Here is a 15159-nt window from a genome sequence, read left to right as displayed (position 1 = left end):
GAGTCAGACGGTGGCAGGCTTCGTCGACATGGTCTCGGCGTCGAAGACGACACGCTCGCGCGTGCGCTCGATGTCGGGGTCCGGCACCGGGATCGCGGAGAGCAGCGCCTTGGTGTACGGGTGCTGCGGATTGTCGAAGACGTCGTCGACATCGCCGTGCTCCACGAACTCGCCGAGGTACATCACGGCGACGCGATCGGCGATGTGACGCACCACCGACAGGTCGTGGGCGACGAAGAGGTACGACAGGCCGAGCTTCGTCTTGAGTTCGTCGAGCAGGTTGATGACACCGGCCTGGATCGACACGTCGAGAGCGGAGACCGGCTCATCGAGCACGACGATCTTCGGGTTCGTCGACAGAGCCCGGGCGATACCGATGCGCTGGCGCTGGCCACCCGAGAACGCCTGCGGGAACCGGTCGCTGTGCGCGGGGTTGAGGCCGACGAGATCCATCAGCTCGTCCACCCGCCGGTGCGCCTCCTCCTTGGGGGTGCCGATTGCGAACAGCGGCTCCGAGATGATGTCGGCGACCGTCATGCGCGGGTCGAGGGCGCCCATCGGGTCCTGGAAGACGATCTGGATGTCGCGGCGCAGGGCACGCTCGACCTTCCGACTGTGGATGTCGTTGACACTGGTGCCGGCGATCACGATGTCGCCGTCAGTCTGCTTCACCATGTCCATGATCTGCAGCAGCGTCGTCGTCTTTCCCGAGCCCGACTCTCCGACGATGGCCATGGTCTCGCCCTCGCGCACGTCGAAGCTGATGCCCTTGATCGCCTGGACCTCGCCGACCTTGCGCTTCAGGAACGCACCCTTCAGCAGGGGGAAGGTCTTGCGGAGGTTCTTGACCTCGAGCGTGACCGGCCGCTCCTCGCGCGGGGATCGCGTGAGGTCGCTTTCCGGCACCGGGCGAACCGGATAGACGGGCAGCCCACCGAGCAGGCCGCCGTCCTCGATCTCGTGCGAGCGGATGCAGGCGGCCTGATGCAGGTCGCCGGATCCCGTCGGTACGGGGAGGAGCTCGGGCTCCTTGGCGCGGCAGGCGTCCATCACGATCGGGCAGCGATCGGCGAACGGGCAGGCGTCCGGGAGGTTGATCAGCAGCGGCGGGTTGCCCTTGATGGGCGTGAGCGGTTCCTTCTCCGCCTTGTCCACGCGGGGGATGGCACCGAGGAGGCCGATCGAGTACGGCATGCGGGTCTTGTGGAACAGTTCGCGGACGGGCGCGTGCTCCACGGGCTTGCCGGCGTACATCACGAGCACGTCGTCGGCGGTGCGGGCGACCACGCCCATGTCGTGTGTGATCATGATGACCGCAGCACCGGTCTCGTCCTGAGCCTTCTCGATGAGGTCGAGGATCTGCGCCTGGATGGTGACGTCGAGCGCCGTGGTGGGCTCGTCGCAGATGATGAGCTTCGGGTTGTTGGCCATCGCGATGGCGATGACGACGCGCTGCCGCATGCCGCCGGAGAATTCGTGCGGGAAGGACTTCATCCGGCGCTCGGGCTCGGTGATGCCGACGAGCTGGAGGAGCTCGACGGATCGGTCCCAGGCGTCCTTCTTCGACAGGCCGCGGTGGACGGTGAGGGCCTCGATGAGCTGATCGCCCACCGTGTAGACCGGCGTGAGCGAGGTCAGCGGGTCCTGGAAGACCATCGACATGCCGTTGCCGCGGATGACCGACAGTTGCTTGTCGCTCATGCCGATTAGCTCTTGGCCGTCGTACATGATCGAGCCGGTGACCTTGGCGTTCTCGTCGAGGAGTCCCATGATGGCCAGCGACGTCACCGACTTGCCGGACCCGGACTCGCCGACGATACCGAGGGTCTTGCCGGCTTCGAGGTCGAAGGAGACACCGCGGACGGCGTCGACGCGGCCGGCTTCGGAAGCGAAGCTGACCTTGAGATCGCGGACGGAGAGGACGTTGGTCATGCGCGGCCTCCAGCAGCCGAAGTGGGATCGAGGGCGTCGCGCAGGCCGTCGGCGATCAACGCCATCGACACGGTGAGCAGAGTCAGCGCCGCCGCCGGGAAGTAGAACAGCCAGGGCGACGTGGTCAGCGAGCTCGACCCGGCACCGATGAGGGCACCGAGGGAGACGTCGGGGATCTTGACGCCGAAGCCGAGGAAGGACAGGCCGGTCTCCGTCACCACGGCGTTGACGACGCCGAGGGTGAAGTTGATGACGAGGAGGGAGCCGATGTTGGGCAGCAGGTGCCGCAGCACGATCCGCATGCCGCCGACGCCCATGTAACGTGCGGCGCTGACGTACTCCCGCTCGCGGAGCGACAGCGCCATGGTCCAGATGACGCGGGCGGGGAAGTACCACCCGATCACGAAGATCATGATGAGCGCGATGACGCGCCAGTCGCCACCGGCCTTGTTGGAGATCATCGCGAGGATGAGGAAGCTCGGGATCACCATCATGAAGTGGATGACCAGGAGCGAGATGCGCTCGGTCCAGCCGCCGAAGTATGCGGCGGCCGTGCCGACGAGGGCCGAGACGATCGTGACGCCGACCGAGACGGTGATAGCGATCATGAGCGAGCGCTGCAGACCCACGGCGACCTGGGCGAAGAGATCGTTGCCGGCGTTGTTCGTGCCGAACCAGTGCTCTGCCGACGGCGGCATGCTCAGGCTCAGGAAGTCGAGCTCGATGTGGTCGTACCGAGCGATCAGCGGCCCGAAGATGGCGAAGAGGACCAGGAGGACGAAGATCACAAGGCCGATGAGGGCCCCGCGGTTACGCGAGAAGCGCCGCCAGTACAGCGTCCACTTCGACAGCCGCTTGGTCGCGACGTGTGTCGTCTCAGGGCCGGCGGTCTCCGGCTCGGGGTGGATGGTCGGGTCGAGCATGTCGGTGCTCATGTCAGCTCACTCTCACGCGCGGGTCGAGGACGACGACGGCGATGTCGGCGAGGATCGCGCCGATCGCCGTGAGGACCGCACCGAAGGCGGCGATCGCGACGGTTCCGTGGATGTCGTTCTTGGTGATGGTGTCGATGAAATAGCGGCCCATGCCGTTCCAGGCGAAGATCGTCTCCGTCAGCACCGCGCCGGTGAAGATCGCGGGGATGGTGAAGGCGACCTGCGTGGCGACCGGGATGAGCGATGTGCGCAGTGCGTGCTTGCGGATGGCCTGCTGCTTGGTCAGACCCTTCGCGCGGGCTGTGCGGACGTAGTCGGCGTTGATGTTGTCCAGGAGAAGTGACCGCTGCAGGAAGTGGATGCTGGCGTATCCCGTGAGCACGAGCGCGATCGTGGGCAGCGTGAGGTGTTGCAACACGTCTATGAGGGTGGGGAAGAAGCCCTCGACCCCTTGGCTCGCGTTACCGGTGACGTAGAAGATCCGGGTGCCTGTGGCATTGTTCAGACCGATGGCGAGGAGCACGATCGCGAACGCCGCGACGACGATCGGAATGTTCAGGGTGATGATGCTCGTGGCCTGGCCGATGCGGTCGGCGAGCTTGTACTGGCGGGAGGCCGTGTACACGCCGAGCGCGATGCCGAGGACCGTGGTCAGGATGGTGGCGCCGAGGACGAGTTCGGCGCTGACCCACATACGGTAGGCGACCTGCTCGTTGACGGATCCGCCGGTCGGGCTCACGCCCCAGTCCCAGCGGAGAAGGATGCCGGTGAGCCAGGTCCACCACCGCTCGATGAGCGGGACGGTGTCGCTCAGGTTGCGCGGGGCGAGGGTGTTCACGATCTGCTCTTCGGTGAGCGGAGGTCGACGACCCACGTAGTTGCTGCGCGGATCGAGGAAGCCCCACGCGAGGAAGTAGGTGAGGTTCGTCGCGACCACGATCATGAGCAGCCAGCCGAGGGCACGGCGCGCGAGGTACTTGATCAAGGGGGATTTGTCCTTCTCTTCTCCAGACGCGCTCGGGGTCTGCCGACGCAACGCTGAGCCGGGCGGATGATCGGGTGTCATCCGCCGTTCCGCGCGACGCGACAGCCCCCACGGAGTCTGTGACGGAGTCGTATCGCTTACGGGATCCGGTGTCACGGATTGATCCCGGGCAACTTCGGGAGACTATCACCGATACGCGCGAATGGGGATTATGAGGGCCCTCACCGTACAATCGACGGGACATGTCCCCACGCGCTCTCACTCCTCTTCAGCCTGCCGCGACGCCGGCTGCGCAGATCCGCAATTTCTGCATCATCGCCCACATCGACCACGGCAAGTCGACCCTGGCCGACCGCATGCTCCAGATCACCGGCGTGGTCGCGGAGCGGGACATGCGCGCCCAGTACCTCGACCGCATGGACATCGAGCGCGAGCGGGGCATCACGATCAAGAGCCAGGCCGTGCGGATGCCGTGGGCCCTTCCGCAGGCCGAGGGGCCGGACGAGGTGTTCGCGCTCAACATGATCGACACCCCCGGTCACGTCGACTTCACGTATGAGGTGTCCCGGTCGCTGGCCGCGTGCGAGGGTGCCATCCTCCTCGTCGACGCGGCGCAGGGCATCGAGGCCCAGACGCTGGCCAACCTCTACCTCGCGCTGGAGAACGACCTCCACATCATCCCCGTCCTCAACAAGATCGACCTCCCTGCCGCAGACCCCGAGAAGTACGCGAAGGAGCTCGCCTCGCTCATCGGCGGCAAGCCGGAGGACGTGCTGCGCGTGTCCGGGAAGACCGGCATGGGCGTGGAGGACCTTCTCGACCGGATCGTCGAGGAGATCCCGGCTCCGGTCGGGGATGCCGATGCCCCGGCCCGTGCCATGATCTTCGACTCCGTGTACGACGCCTACCGTGGCGTCGTCACCTACGTCCGGATGGTCGACGGCAGCCTCTCGCCCCGCGAGCGCATCCAGATGATGTCCACCGGCGCGAACCACGAGGCGCTCGAGGTCGGCGTCTCCAGTCCGGAGCCCACCCCGACCAAAGGCCTCGGCGTCGGGGAGGTGGGATACCTCATCACCGGCGTGAAGGACGTGCGGCAGTCCAAGGTCGGCGACACGATCACCAACGCGCGCAAGCCCGCAGCGGAGGCGCTTCCCGGCTACACCGACCCGAAGCCCATGGTCTTCTCTGGTATCTACCCCATCGACGGGAGCGACTACGCGGAACTGCGCGAGGCGCTCGACAAGCTGAAGCTCTCCGACGCTTCGCTGCAGTACGAGCCGGAGACGTCCGTGGCCCTCGGCTTCGGATTCCGCTGCGGCTTCCTCGGCCTGCTGCACCTGGAGATCGTGACCGAGCGGCTTTCGCGCGAGTTCGGCCTCGACCTCATCACGACCGCCCCGAGCGTGATCTACGAGGTCGTGACGAGCGACACCGGCGAGACGGTGACCGTCACGAACCCGAGCGAGTACCCGGACGGGCGCATCGGCTCGGTGTCGGAGCCGATGGTGAAGGCGGCGATCCTGCTGCCCAAGGACTACGTCGGTACCGTCATGGAGCTGTGCCAGTCACGGCGCGGCACGCTGCTCGGCATGGAGTACTTCTCCGAGGAGCGCGTCGAACTGCGCTACAACATGCCGCTCGGCGAGATCGTGTTCGACTTCTTCGACCAGCTCAAGTCCAAGACGCAGGGTTATGCCTCCCTGGACTACGAGCCCTCCGGTCAGCAGGAGGCCGACCTGGTCAAGGTCGACATCCTCCTGCAGGGCGAGAAGGTCGACGCGTTCAGCTCGATCGTGCACCGCGACAAGGCGTACGCCTACGGGACGATGATGGCGGAGCGGTTGCGCAAGCTCATCCCTCGCCAGCAGTTCGAGGTGCCCATCCAGGCGGCGATCGGTGCGCGCATCATCGCTCGCGAGACCATCCGCGCGATCCGCAAGGACGTGCTCGCGAAATGCTACGGCGGCGACATCACCCGTAAGCGCAAGCTCCTCGAGAAGCAGAAGGAGGGCAAGAAGCGCATGAAGATGGTGGGTCGCGTCGAGGTCCCCCAGGAAGCCTTCATCGCTGCGCTCTCCGGGGACGTCGAGACCAAGGACAAGAAGTAGCCGTTCGCTCTTGCTCTCGGCGGGTCCCTGAGCGCTCGGTCGGTCGCTGAGCACAGGCCCAGGGACCCAGCCTTGTGGAGGAGCCCTTCGACACCGGGTAGCGGGCCTTCCGGCGGGCTCAGGGACCCAGCCTCTCCGTTGGATGTGACGGCGTGCGGCGCGGGGGGTGTTCGCTCAGGTAACGCGAAGTAGGCTGGAACTCATGCGGCGCGGGACTTTCCGAGACGACACGGTGGACTATGCGGCCGTGGGTGCGACCCATGCCCCCGACCTGATGCAGTACCCGCCGGAGCGCAGCGTTCCGGCGGAGGAGTCCTGGCGGATCGGCAGCGGCGAAGAGCGGTTCCAGACGGCCGGCGAAGCGCTGCTGTCGTGGACGGCGCAGCGCGCGGCCGGGCTCTCCGTGGAAGACGTCCGACCCGCTCCCGGTCCTGCGTATGCGGGGGTGAGCTTCGACGCGGAAGGCAACCCGATCGCGCCGAGTAAGCGCGACGTGGAGCCGCGGTACGACGCGGAAGGGATGCCCTTCGTGGGTGCCGGGATGACGCTGCACCTGCGGGGTCGCGTCGGCGGCATGCGCGCCGATTCCGAGCTGAGGGTGATCTCCGTCACCGAGGAGACCCGCCGGATCGGATTCGTGCTGGGCACGGTCGGCGGGTCCGTCGTCAGCGGCGAGGAGTCGTTCGATGTGGACTGGCGCGAGGACAACGACGAGGTCTGGTTCACCGTCCGGGCCTTCGACGCTCCGAACACTCTCCTCTACCGCCTCGTTCCGGCCCTGATGAAGCGCCGTCGTCGCGAGCTCTTCGCGCGTTACCTCCGCGCGATCTCCCCGCTCTACGCGACCCCCGTGTGATGGCGGGACCTCTTCCGCTCGGAGATCCGGCGCCCGCGGACGGGCGGCTCCCCGGCGACCTTCCGATCTCCGCGGAGACCCCGTTCTCCGCCTATCTCCACGTTCCGTTCTGCCGCGTACGCTGCGGCTACTGCGACTTCAACACCTACACGTCCAGCGAGCTCCGCGGGGCGAAGCAGGAGGACTACGCCTCCACCCTCATCGGTGAGATCGCTCTCGCCCGGAGGGTGCTGGACGAGGCCGACGCCCTGCGTCCGATGGACACCGTGTTCTTCGGCGGTGGCACCCCCACGCTCCTGCCCGCCGGCGACCTGGCCCGCATGCTCGGGGCAGCGACGGCCGCGTTCGGTCTCGCCCCGAACGCCGAGGTGACGGTCGAGGCCAATCCCGACACCGTGACGCCGGAGGTGGCGCGGACTCTCGCCGAGGCCGGGGTCACCCGGCTTTCCGTTGGCATGCAGTCAGCCGTTCCGCACGTCCTCGCCGCCCTCGACCGGACCCACCGGCCCGAGAACGTCCGTACCGCGGTCGCCGCCGCGAAAGACGCGGGACTCGCCGTGAGCGTCGACCTCATCTACGGCGCGCCGGGGGAGTCCCTGTCCGATTGGGAGGCCTCGCTCGACGCGGCACTCGCGCTGGAGTCCGATCACATCTCGGCGTACGCCCTCATCGTCGAGGACGGCACGAAGCTCGCGCGGCAGATCCGCCGGGGGGAAGTGCCGACGCCGGACGACGATCTGCAGGCGGACATGTACGAGCTCGCGGATGCGAAGCTCGCCGGCGGCGGATTCGAATGGTACGAGGTCAGCAACTGGGCACGCAGTGCCGAGCAGCGCTCACGGCACAACCTCGCCTACTGGCGGGGAAGCGACTGGTGGGGTTTCGGGCCTGGCGCGCACAGCCACGTCGCAGGGCTCCGATGGTGGAACGTCAAGCATCCCGCGGCGTACGCGCAGCGTCTGGCGGCTTCGTCGTCGCCGGCGGCAGGGCGCGAACGCCCCGACGTCGAGGCCCGGACGTTGGAGCGCATCCTGCTTCTCAGCCGCCTCCGTGAGGGGATCGCCGTCGCGGACGTGCCGGAACCGAACAGGGATCGGATCGCGGGGCTCATCGCGGACGGCCTGATCGATGCGCCGGCGGCGATCCACGGCCGCGTGCAACTCACCCTCCGCGGACGCCTCCTCGCCGATGCCGTCGTCCGCGAGCTCACCGACTGAGTCCCTCCGCGGGCGACCTCGGCTTCGGTGATCTCCTCGGTCACAGGAGGTAGGATTGGCACTCAGGGTGTCAGAGTGCCAGCACGCGGTCGGCGGGAAGGGGAAGCCATGGTCACAGAGCGAGGGCTGCAGGTTCTCCGCGCGATCGTGCAGGACTACGTCGAGACCCATGAACCCGTCGGCAGCCGTTCCATCGTCGACCGCCACTCCTTCGGGGTGTCCGCCGCGACGATCCGCAACGACATGGCGCAGTTGGAGGACGAGGAGCTGATCACGGCTCCACACACGTCGTCCGGCCGCGTGCCCACCGACAAGGGGTATCGGGTGTTCGTCAATCACCTCGCGCAGCTCCGCCCGCTCTCCACCGCGCAGCGCTCGGCGATCGAGTCTTTCCTCACCGACCCCGCCGACCTCGATGACCTCATGGCGAGGACGGTGCGGGTGCTCACGCAGCTCACCGGACAGGTCGCCCTCGCGCAGTACCCGTCTTTCGCGCGGGCGCACGTGACGCACGTCGAACTCGTGGCGCTGGCTCCCAACCGTCTTCTCACGGTCCTGGTGACGGACGCCGGCGGAGTGTCCCAGCGGATGACGGCGCTGCCGGACACGATCGACGAGGCCGACCTCGCGCTGCTCCGTGCGAGGCTGTCGGCGCTCATCACGGGGCAGGCGATCGCGGCGGCGTCCGACCGCCTCCAGGCCCTCCTTGCGGCCGAAGAGACCCCGCAGGACCGGCTGCTTCGCACCCTCGCCGGTGTGGTGATCGACGAGCTCGGAAGCTTCCGTCAAGAGCGCCTCGTGATGGCCGGCGCGGCGACGCTGGCGCGCCGAGAGCAGGACTTCCGCGGCAGCATCCATCCGCTCCTCGAAGCCATCGAGGAGCAGGTGACGCTCCTGCGACTCATGAGCGAGATGGTGGCCGACGAGCACGGCCTCGCGGCGAGCATCGGCACCGAGAACGCGCCCTTCGGACTGGGAGAGGCGTCGATCGTGGCGAGCAACTACGCGGCCCCCACGGGCACCGCACGGGTCGGCGTCATGGGGCCGACCCGGATGGACTATCCGAGCAACCTGGCAGCGGCGCGGGCGGTCGCCCGCTACCTGTCCCGGATGCTCGACGACGACGAGGCCGGCCGCTGACGCGGCCCCACGGATAACACACGCAGAAAGGCGATTGTGGCGGACCACTACGAGGTTCTCGGGGTGTCCCGGGACGCTTCCACCGACGAGATCAAGAAGGCGTATCGACGCCTGGCGCGGCAGCTCCACCCCGACGTGAACCCGGGTGAGGAAGCCGCCGAGAAGTTCAAGCTCGTCACGCATGCCTACGACGTGCTCAGCGACGAGGAGTCGCGTCGCCGCTACGACATGGGCGGCGGTGACGGGGCGAACAACTTCGGCGGCTTCGGTGGCTTCGGGGACATCTTCGAGACGTTCTTCGGAGCCTCCCAGGGGGGCGGTCGCGGGGCCCGCCCGCGGTCGCGGCGAGAGCGGGGACAGGACGCCCTCGTCCGGGTCACGCTCGACCTCGGCGACGTCGTCTTCGGCGCGCACCGCGACATCGAGGTCGACACGGCCGTGCTCTGCGAGACGTGCCAGGGGTCGTGCTGCCAGGAGGGCACGTCGCCGGTCACCTGCGACATCTGCGGCGGCACGGGGCACGTGCAGCGCCAGGTGCGCAGCCTGCTGGGCAACGTCGTCACCTCTCAGCCGTGCGGTACCTGCGAGGGGTACGGCACGACGATCCCATACCCCTGCGGCACCTGCGGAGGCCAGGGGCGCGTCCGCTCCCGCCGCACGGTGTCCCTGGACATCCCGGCCGGCGTCGAGACCGGCCTGCGCCTGCAGCTCCCGGGCTCCGGCGAGGTGGGACGCGCCGGCGGCCCGAACGGCGACCTGTACGTCGAGGTGACGGTCAACCCCCACCCTGCCTTCAGCCGCGATGGCGACGACCTGCTCGCCACGCTCGAGGTATCGATGACCGACGCGATCCTGGGCACCGAGACCTCGATCGAGGGACTCGACGGCGAGGTCGACCTCGAGATCCGTCCCGGCGTGCAGTCCGGCGACGTGCTCACCATCAAGGGGCGGGGCATCACGCCCCTGCGCGGCACCCAGCGCGGCGACCTCCGCGTCGGCGTGCAGGTGATCACGCCGACCAAGCTGGACTCCGCGCAGCGCCGGCTCATCGAGGACTTCGCGAAGAAGAACAAGGCGCCGGGACCGCAGCTGGCCCAGTTCCAGCAGGGCCTCTTCTCCAAGCTCCGCGACCGCTTCCGCGCGCACTGATCGTGGCGCTGCACTTCCTCGTCGAATCCGCCGGCGACGCCGCGGTGGGCGGCCTCGTGTCGCTGACCGGGGCCGAGGCCAAGCACGCGGCCGTCGTTCGGCGTCTTCGCATCGGCGAGAGCGTCACCGTGGGGGACGGTCGCGGCGTCTGGCTGACCGGTGTCGCCGAGGAGGTGTCGCCGTCGCGGGTCGACGTGCGGATCGCGGAACGCGTCGAGCATGCGCCGGCGACTCCGCGTCTCGTGCTCGTGCAGGCGTTGGCCAAGGGCGACCGCGACGAGCTCGCGGTGCAGGCGGCGTGCGAGCTGGGCGTGGACGAGATCGTGCCGTGGCAGGCGGCTCGGAGCGTGTCGCGCTGGGAAGGTCCGAAAGCCGCGAAGGGGAGGGAGCGCTGGGCGACGATCGTCCGCGAGGCGGCCAAGCAGGCGCACCGGTCCTGGGTACCGGAGGTGGCTGCTCCCGAGTCGACCGCACAGCTCGCCGCCCGGGCTGCGTCGCAGCGGGTACTGCTGCTCGACCCGACCGCTCCCGCCCGGCTCTCCACGCTCGTCCCCGATGAGCGCGACCTGGTCCTCGTGGTGGGGCCGGAGGGCGGGATCGCTCCGGAAGAGCTCGAGAAGCTCACGGCCGCCGGGGCCGAGCGCGTGCTGCTCGGCGACACCGTGCTGCGCACGTCGACGGCGGGCCCCGCCGCCATCGCCGTGCTGTCGGTGGCCCTCGGCCGCTGGTGACCGGCCGCGCCGAGCATCCCCCCCGGTAAGCTGTGAGCATGAGCGAACCCTCGATCTTCACGCGCATCCTCGCCGGGGACATCCCGGGCGAGATCCTGCTCGACACGGGCCGGGTCTTCGCGATCCGCGACATCGACCCGCAGGCGCCGCTCCACGTGCTCGTCATCCCCAAGACCGAGGAGTACCGCGACGTCACGGAACTCGCGGCAGGAGACCCCGCGCTGCTCGCCGAGATGGTCGGCGCCGCCAAGCGCATCGCCGAGGAGCACGCCAACGGCGAGTACCGCCTCATCTTCAACAACGGCGCGAGTGTCGCGCAGTCCGTCTTCCACGTGCACGCCCATGTGCTCGGCAACCTCGAGGAGAACAAGCTCGTTGGCTTCTGACGATCAGGAAAACGTCACCGAACGGCTCTACGCCGATGGTGTCGCGATGGTGCAGTTGCTCGGTCCCCAGGACCGGCTGCTGCGGATGCTGGAGCGCGAGCACCGCGATGTGCAGGTGCTCGTCCGCGGCAACGAGATCACGCTCACGGGCGAGCGTGCGGCGGTCGCCGCGGCCAAGAACCTCGTCGACGAACTGCTCGCGATGACCAAGGCCGGCCACGACCTCGCGCCGAGCGACGTCTCCAGCTCGGCGCGGATGCTCCGGCAGGAGGGGGGTCCGCGTCCCAGCGAAGTGCTGGGCGAGGCGATCCTGTCCACGCGCGGCAAGGTGATCCGGCCGAAGACGCTCGGGCAGAAGGAGTACGTCGACGCGATCGAGGAGAACACGATCGTGTTCGGCATCGGGCCGGCGGGGACGGGCAAGACCTACCTGGCCATGGCGAAGGCCGTCCAGGCGCTGCAGCGCAAGGAGGTCACCCGCATCATCCTCACCCGTCCGGCCGTCGAGGCGGGCGAACGGCTCGGGTTCCTCCCCGGCACGCTCACCGACAAGATCGATCCCTATCTCCGACCGCTCTACGACGCGCTCAACGAGATGATGGACCCGGAGGTCGTGCCGCGGCTGATGGCGACCGGGACGATCGAGGTCGCCCCGCTCGCCTACATGCGCGGGCGTACGCTCAACGACTCGTTCGTCGTCCTCGACGAGGCGCAGAACACCACGCCGGAACAGATGAAGATGTTCCTGACCCGTCTCGGTTTCGGCACGAAGATGGTGGTCACCGGTGACATCACGCAGGTCGACCTCCCGCAGGGAGCCTCCGGCCTTCGACTGGTCACCCGCGTGCTCGACGGCATCGACGACATCCACTTCTCCCGTCTGACCAGCGACGACGTGGTGCGGCACTCCCTGGTGGGGCGGATCGTCGACGCCTACAGCGAGTACGACGAGCGGCGCGTGGCACAGCGGGCCGAGCGCGAGCAGGCGCACGAGTTCGCCAACCGTGCCGAGCGGCGCGGCGCCCAGCGACCGGGACCACGGGATCGCATGCCGAAACGAGGGCTCTCATGATCGAGATCAACAACGAGTCGGCGATCGACGTCGACGAGACGGTGCTGCAGCGGCTGACGGACTTCAACCTCGCACAGCTCCACGTCAGCGCGGACGCCGAGGTCGCCATCGTGCTCGTCGATGAGGGGGCGATGGAGGCCCTGCACGTGCAGTGGATGGACGAACCGGGCCCCACCGACGTCCTGAGCTTCCCGATGGACGAGCTGCGCCCCGGGACCGAGGACCGGCCGACGCCTCCCGGACTGCTCGGCGACATCGTGCTCTGCCCGCAGGTCGCGGAGACCCAGGCGCAGGCCGCCGGTCACACCCTCATGGACGAGCTGATCCTGCTCACCACGCACGGGCTGCTGCACCTCCTCGGCTTCGACCACGCCGAGCCGGACGAGGAGCGGGAGATGTTCGGACTGCAGAAGCAGCTCATCCAGGGGTTCGCCGCGTCCGAGCGCCGCCGACGATGACGGAGCTGCTGCTGCTCGTCGCCGCCGTGCTGCTGGTGGCGTTCGGCGGCCTCATGGCCGCGATCGACGCGGCGTACGGCGTGACCTCTCGGGCAGGGCTGTCCGACATGGCCACCGAGGGCCGGCGTGCGAAAGCCCTGGAACGCATCGCCGCCGACCTCGACGCCCACGTCAACGCCGTGGCCTTCATCCGTGTCCTCGCGGAGGTGACGGCCGCGGTGCTCGTGACCGTCGCGTTCACGATCGTCTTCGAGAACATTTGGTGGGCGATGCTCGCCGCCGCGATCCTCATGACGGGCATCACGTTCGTCCTCGTCGGGGCCAGCCCGCGCACGTTCGGACACCAGCACGCCGAGGCCATGATCCGCGGAAGCGCGAGCATCGTTCGCGCACTCCGGATGATCCTGGGACCGATCGCGCAGGGGCTCGTCGTCCTGGGCAACCGGGTGACCCCCGGTACCGGACGCAGCTCGTTCTCCAGTGAGGACCAGCTCCTGAGTATGGTCGACGAGGCTGCCTCGAACGATCTGATCGAGGAGGACGACCGCGATCTGATCCACTCGGTCTTCGACTTCACCGACCAGTTCGTCCGTGCCGTGATGGTGCCGCGGACCGAGATGGTGACCGTGGGTGCCGAGGCCACGACCGATGAGGCCATGTCGCTCTTCCTGCAACGCGGCGTGTCCCGCATGCCCGTGGTCGACGACGAGGCCGACGACGTCGTCGGGGTGCTGTATCTCAAGGACCTCGTGCAGTTCGCGTACCGCGACGACAGCGCCTGGCGGGCCGCGTCCATCCGCCCGATCGCCCGACCGGCCACCTTCGTGCCGGAGTCGATGCGTGCGGAGACGCTGCTTCAGCAGATGAAGCGCGACGCCGTGCACGTCTGCCTCGTGATCGACGAGCACGGCGGCATCTCCGGCCTCGTGACGCTGGAGGACCTCATCGAAGAGCTCGTCGGGGAGATCTCCGACGAGTACGATCAGGTGTCCGCAGAGTTCGTCGATCTCGGCCACGGCCGGTATCGGGTGAGTTCGCGGCTGTCCCTGGAGGACGTGGGCGACCTGTTCGGCCTCGAACTCGAAGACGAGGACGTCGACTCCATCGGAGGTCTGCTCGGCAAGACCCTCGGTCAGGTGCCACAGCCCGGAGCGACGGCGACCGTCCACGGCCTCGTGCTCACCGGCGGGGCGTCCCGGGGGCGGGGACGAGGGATCGCGACGGTGTTCGTGGAGCGGGCCGCCGAGCCCGACGATGTGCAGGAAGAAGGAGAGCGGCGCGATGACTGAAGACACGCGGAGCGGGTTCGTGACCTTCGTCGGACGGCCGAACGTGGGCAAGTCGACGCTGACCAACGCCCTCGTCGGCGAGAAGATCGCGATCACGAGTGAGAAGCCGCAGACGACGCGTCGCGCGATTCGCGGCATCCTCAACCGTCCTGACGGACAGCTTGTCATCGTCGACACTCCCGGCATCCACAAGCCGCGCACGCTCCTGGGCGAGCGCCTGAACGACCTCGTCGAGCAGGTCCTCGGCGATGTCGACGTCATCGGCTTCTGCGTGCCCGCGACCGAGAAGGTCGGTCCGGGCGACCGCCGTATCGCCGCCTCGCTGGATGGGTATCCGCGCGCGCAGAAGATCGCCATCGTCACGAAGACCGATGCCGCCGGACGGGACGAGATCACCGAGCGGCTGATGGAGGTGGACTCCCTCCGCGAGGACTGGGCCGCCGTGATCCCGCTGTCGGCGCTGACGCGTGATCAACTCGAGGTGCTGGCAGACGAGATCCTGCAGCTGATGCCGGAAGGGCCCGCTCTCTATCCCGAGGGCGTCACCACGGATGAGTCTGCCGAGGACCGCATCGCCGAGATCATCCGCGAAGCCGCCTTGGACGGCGTGCGCGACGAGCTCCCGCACTCGATCGCCGTGGTGGTGGACGACGTCGCCCCGCGCGAGGACAGCGATCTCACCGACGTGCACGCGTCGATCGTCGTCGAGCGCGACAGCCAGAAGGCGATCATCATCGGCCACAAGGGCAAGCGACTCCGCGACGTGGGTGCGCGCGCTCGTGCCGGCATCGAGGAGCTGCTCGGCACCCGTGTGTTCCTGGGTCTCCATGTCAAGGTCGCGAAGGAGTGGCAGCGCGATCCCAAGCAGCTCGGCCGGCTCGGGTTCTGACATGCAGGG

The 15159-nt window shown here is 68.3% G+C and carries 14 protein-coding genes; 11 read left to right on the top strand and 3 right to left on the bottom strand.

The window, feature by feature from the left end:
- Nucleotides 1–3: 3 nt before the first annotated feature.
- The 3 genes from FY549_RS13830 to FY549_RS13820 are packed head-to-tail and all read right to left on the bottom strand — an operon-like array spanning nucleotide 4 to nucleotide 3852.
- Nucleotides 4–1932: an ABC transporter ATP-binding protein gene (locus FY549_RS13830; RefSeq protein ID WP_149085521.1), complete on the bottom strand. Its 1929-nt coding sequence runs from the start codon at nucleotides 1930–1932 to the stop codon at nucleotides 4–6.
- On the bottom strand, nucleotides 1929–2867 hold the full coding sequence (locus FY549_RS13825; RefSeq protein ID WP_149085520.1) for an ABC transporter permease: 939 nt from the start codon (nucleotides 2865–2867) through the stop codon (nucleotides 1929–1931). Before FY549_RS13825 ends, FY549_RS13830 begins: the two co-directional genes overlap by 4 nt.
- 1 nt (nucleotide 2868) lies before the next feature.
- The gene (locus FY549_RS13820; RefSeq protein ID WP_149085519.1) at nucleotides 2869–3852 is read right to left on the bottom strand and encodes an ABC transporter permease; all 984 of its coding nucleotides are present in this window, start codon (nucleotides 3850–3852) and stop codon (nucleotides 2869–2871) included.
- A 242-nt stretch (nucleotides 3853–4094) separates the two neighbouring features.
- On the opposite strand from FY549_RS13820, the gene lepA reads away from it, so the two are divergent.
- The 11 genes from lepA (at nucleotide 4095) to era (ending at nucleotide 15150) form a co-directional block, all read left to right on the top strand.
- Nucleotides 4095–5963 carry a translation elongation factor 4 gene (gene lepA, locus FY549_RS13815; RefSeq protein WP_149085518.1) on the top strand — a complete coding sequence of 623 codons (1869 nt, stop codon included), beginning with the start codon at nucleotides 4095–4097 and terminating at the stop codon, nucleotides 5961–5963.
- Between the two features lie 202 nt (nucleotides 5964–6165).
- The gene (locus FY549_RS13810) at nucleotides 6166–6819 is read left to right on the top strand and encodes a DUF1990 family protein (protein WP_149085517.1); all 654 of its coding nucleotides are present in this window, start codon (nucleotides 6166–6168) and stop codon (nucleotides 6817–6819) included.
- Nucleotides 6819–8036, top strand: coding sequence for a radical SAM family heme chaperone HemW (hemW, locus tag FY549_RS13805; protein WP_149085516.1), 1218 nt, complete (start codon nucleotides 6819–6821; stop codon nucleotides 8034–8036). The genes FY549_RS13810 and hemW overlap by 1 nt, the downstream gene beginning before the upstream one ends.
- Before the next feature lie 108 nt (nucleotides 8037–8144).
- Nucleotides 8145–9176 carry a heat-inducible transcriptional repressor HrcA gene (hrcA, locus tag FY549_RS13800; protein WP_149085515.1) on the top strand — a complete coding sequence of 344 codons (1032 nt, stop codon included), beginning with the start codon at nucleotides 8145–8147 and terminating at the stop codon, nucleotides 9174–9176.
- Nucleotides 9177–9212: 36 nt separating this feature from the next.
- Nucleotides 9213–10325, top strand: coding sequence for a molecular chaperone DnaJ (gene dnaJ, locus FY549_RS13795; protein WP_149085514.1), 1113 nt, complete (start codon nucleotides 9213–9215; stop codon nucleotides 10323–10325).
- A 2-nt stretch (nucleotides 10326–10327) separates the two neighbouring features.
- Nucleotides 10328–11056 carry a 16S rRNA (uracil(1498)-N(3))-methyltransferase gene (locus FY549_RS13790; RefSeq protein ID WP_149085513.1) on the top strand — a complete coding sequence of 243 codons (729 nt, stop codon included), beginning with the start codon at nucleotides 10328–10330 and terminating at the stop codon, nucleotides 11054–11056.
- 38 nt (nucleotides 11057–11094) lie between these two features.
- Entirely contained in the window at nucleotides 11095–11442 is a 348-nt protein-coding gene (locus FY549_RS13785) for an HIT domain-containing protein (protein WP_149085512.1), read from the top strand.
- A gap of 46 nt (nucleotides 11443–11488) precedes the next feature.
- On the top strand, nucleotides 11489–12514 hold the full coding sequence (locus FY549_RS13780; protein ID WP_200838732.1) for a PhoH family protein: 1026 nt from the start codon (nucleotides 11489–11491) through the stop codon (nucleotides 12512–12514).
- On the top strand, nucleotides 12511–12972 hold the full coding sequence (gene ybeY / locus FY549_RS13775) for an rRNA maturation RNase YbeY (RefSeq protein ID WP_025103688.1): 462 nt from the start codon (nucleotides 12511–12513) through the stop codon (nucleotides 12970–12972). Before FY549_RS13780 ends, ybeY begins: the two co-directional genes overlap by 4 nt.
- A complete protein-coding gene (locus FY549_RS13770) occupies nucleotides 12969–14261 on the top strand; it encodes a hemolysin family protein (protein ID WP_149085510.1) in 1293 nt (430 codons plus the stop codon). The genes ybeY and FY549_RS13770 overlap by 4 nt, the downstream gene beginning before the upstream one ends.
- Nucleotides 14254–15150, top strand: a complete 897-nt coding sequence (gene era, locus FY549_RS13765; protein ID WP_149085509.1) for a GTPase Era — start codon at nucleotides 14254–14256, stop codon at nucleotides 15148–15150. The genes FY549_RS13770 and era overlap by 8 nt, the downstream gene beginning before the upstream one ends.
- The last annotated feature ends 9 nt before the right edge of the window (nucleotides 15151–15159 follow it).

Source organism: Microbacterium sp. 1S1, assembly GCF_008271365.1.
Lineage (GTDB): Bacteria > Actinomycetota > Actinomycetes > Actinomycetales > Microbacteriaceae > Microbacterium.
This window is presented reverse-complemented; position numbering and strand designations above follow the sequence as displayed.

What these genes read in the sequence shown, in the direction of transcription:
- FY549_RS13830 (WP_149085521.1), bottom strand. Translation starts at nt 1,932, where the DNA reads ATGACCAACGTCCTCTCCGTCCGCGATCTCAAGGTCAGCTTCGCTTCC.
- FY549_RS13825 (WP_149085520.1), bottom strand. Translation starts at nt 2,867, where the DNA reads ATGAGCACCGACATGCTCGACCCGACCATCCACCCCGAGCCGGAGACC.
- lepA (WP_149085518.1), top strand. Translation starts at nt 4,095, where the DNA reads ATGTCCCCACGCGCTCTCACTCCTCTTCAGCCTGCCGCGACGCCGGCT.
- FY549_RS13810 (WP_149085517.1), top strand. Translation starts at nt 6,166, where the DNA reads ATGCGGCGCGGGACTTTCCGAGACGACACGGTGGACTATGCGGCCGTG.
- hemW (WP_149085516.1), top strand. Translation starts at nt 6,819, where the DNA reads ATGGCGGGACCTCTTCCGCTCGGAGATCCGGCGCCCGCGGACGGGCGG.
- hrcA (WP_149085515.1), top strand. Translation starts at nt 8,145, where the DNA reads ATGGTCACAGAGCGAGGGCTGCAGGTTCTCCGCGCGATCGTGCAGGAC.
- FY549_RS13785 (WP_149085512.1), top strand. Translation starts at nt 11,095, where the DNA reads ATGAGCGAACCCTCGATCTTCACGCGCATCCTCGCCGGGGACATCCCG.
- FY549_RS13780 (WP_200838732.1), top strand. Translation starts at nt 11,489, where the DNA reads ATGGTGCAGTTGCTCGGTCCCCAGGACCGGCTGCTGCGGATGCTGGAG.
- ybeY (WP_025103688.1), top strand. Translation starts at nt 12,511, where the DNA reads ATGATCGAGATCAACAACGAGTCGGCGATCGACGTCGACGAGACGGTG.
- FY549_RS13770 (WP_149085510.1), top strand. Translation starts at nt 12,969, where the DNA reads ATGACGGAGCTGCTGCTGCTCGTCGCCGCCGTGCTGCTGGTGGCGTTC.
- era (WP_149085509.1), top strand. Translation starts at nt 14,254, where the DNA reads ATGACTGAAGACACGCGGAGCGGGTTCGTGACCTTCGTCGGACGGCCG.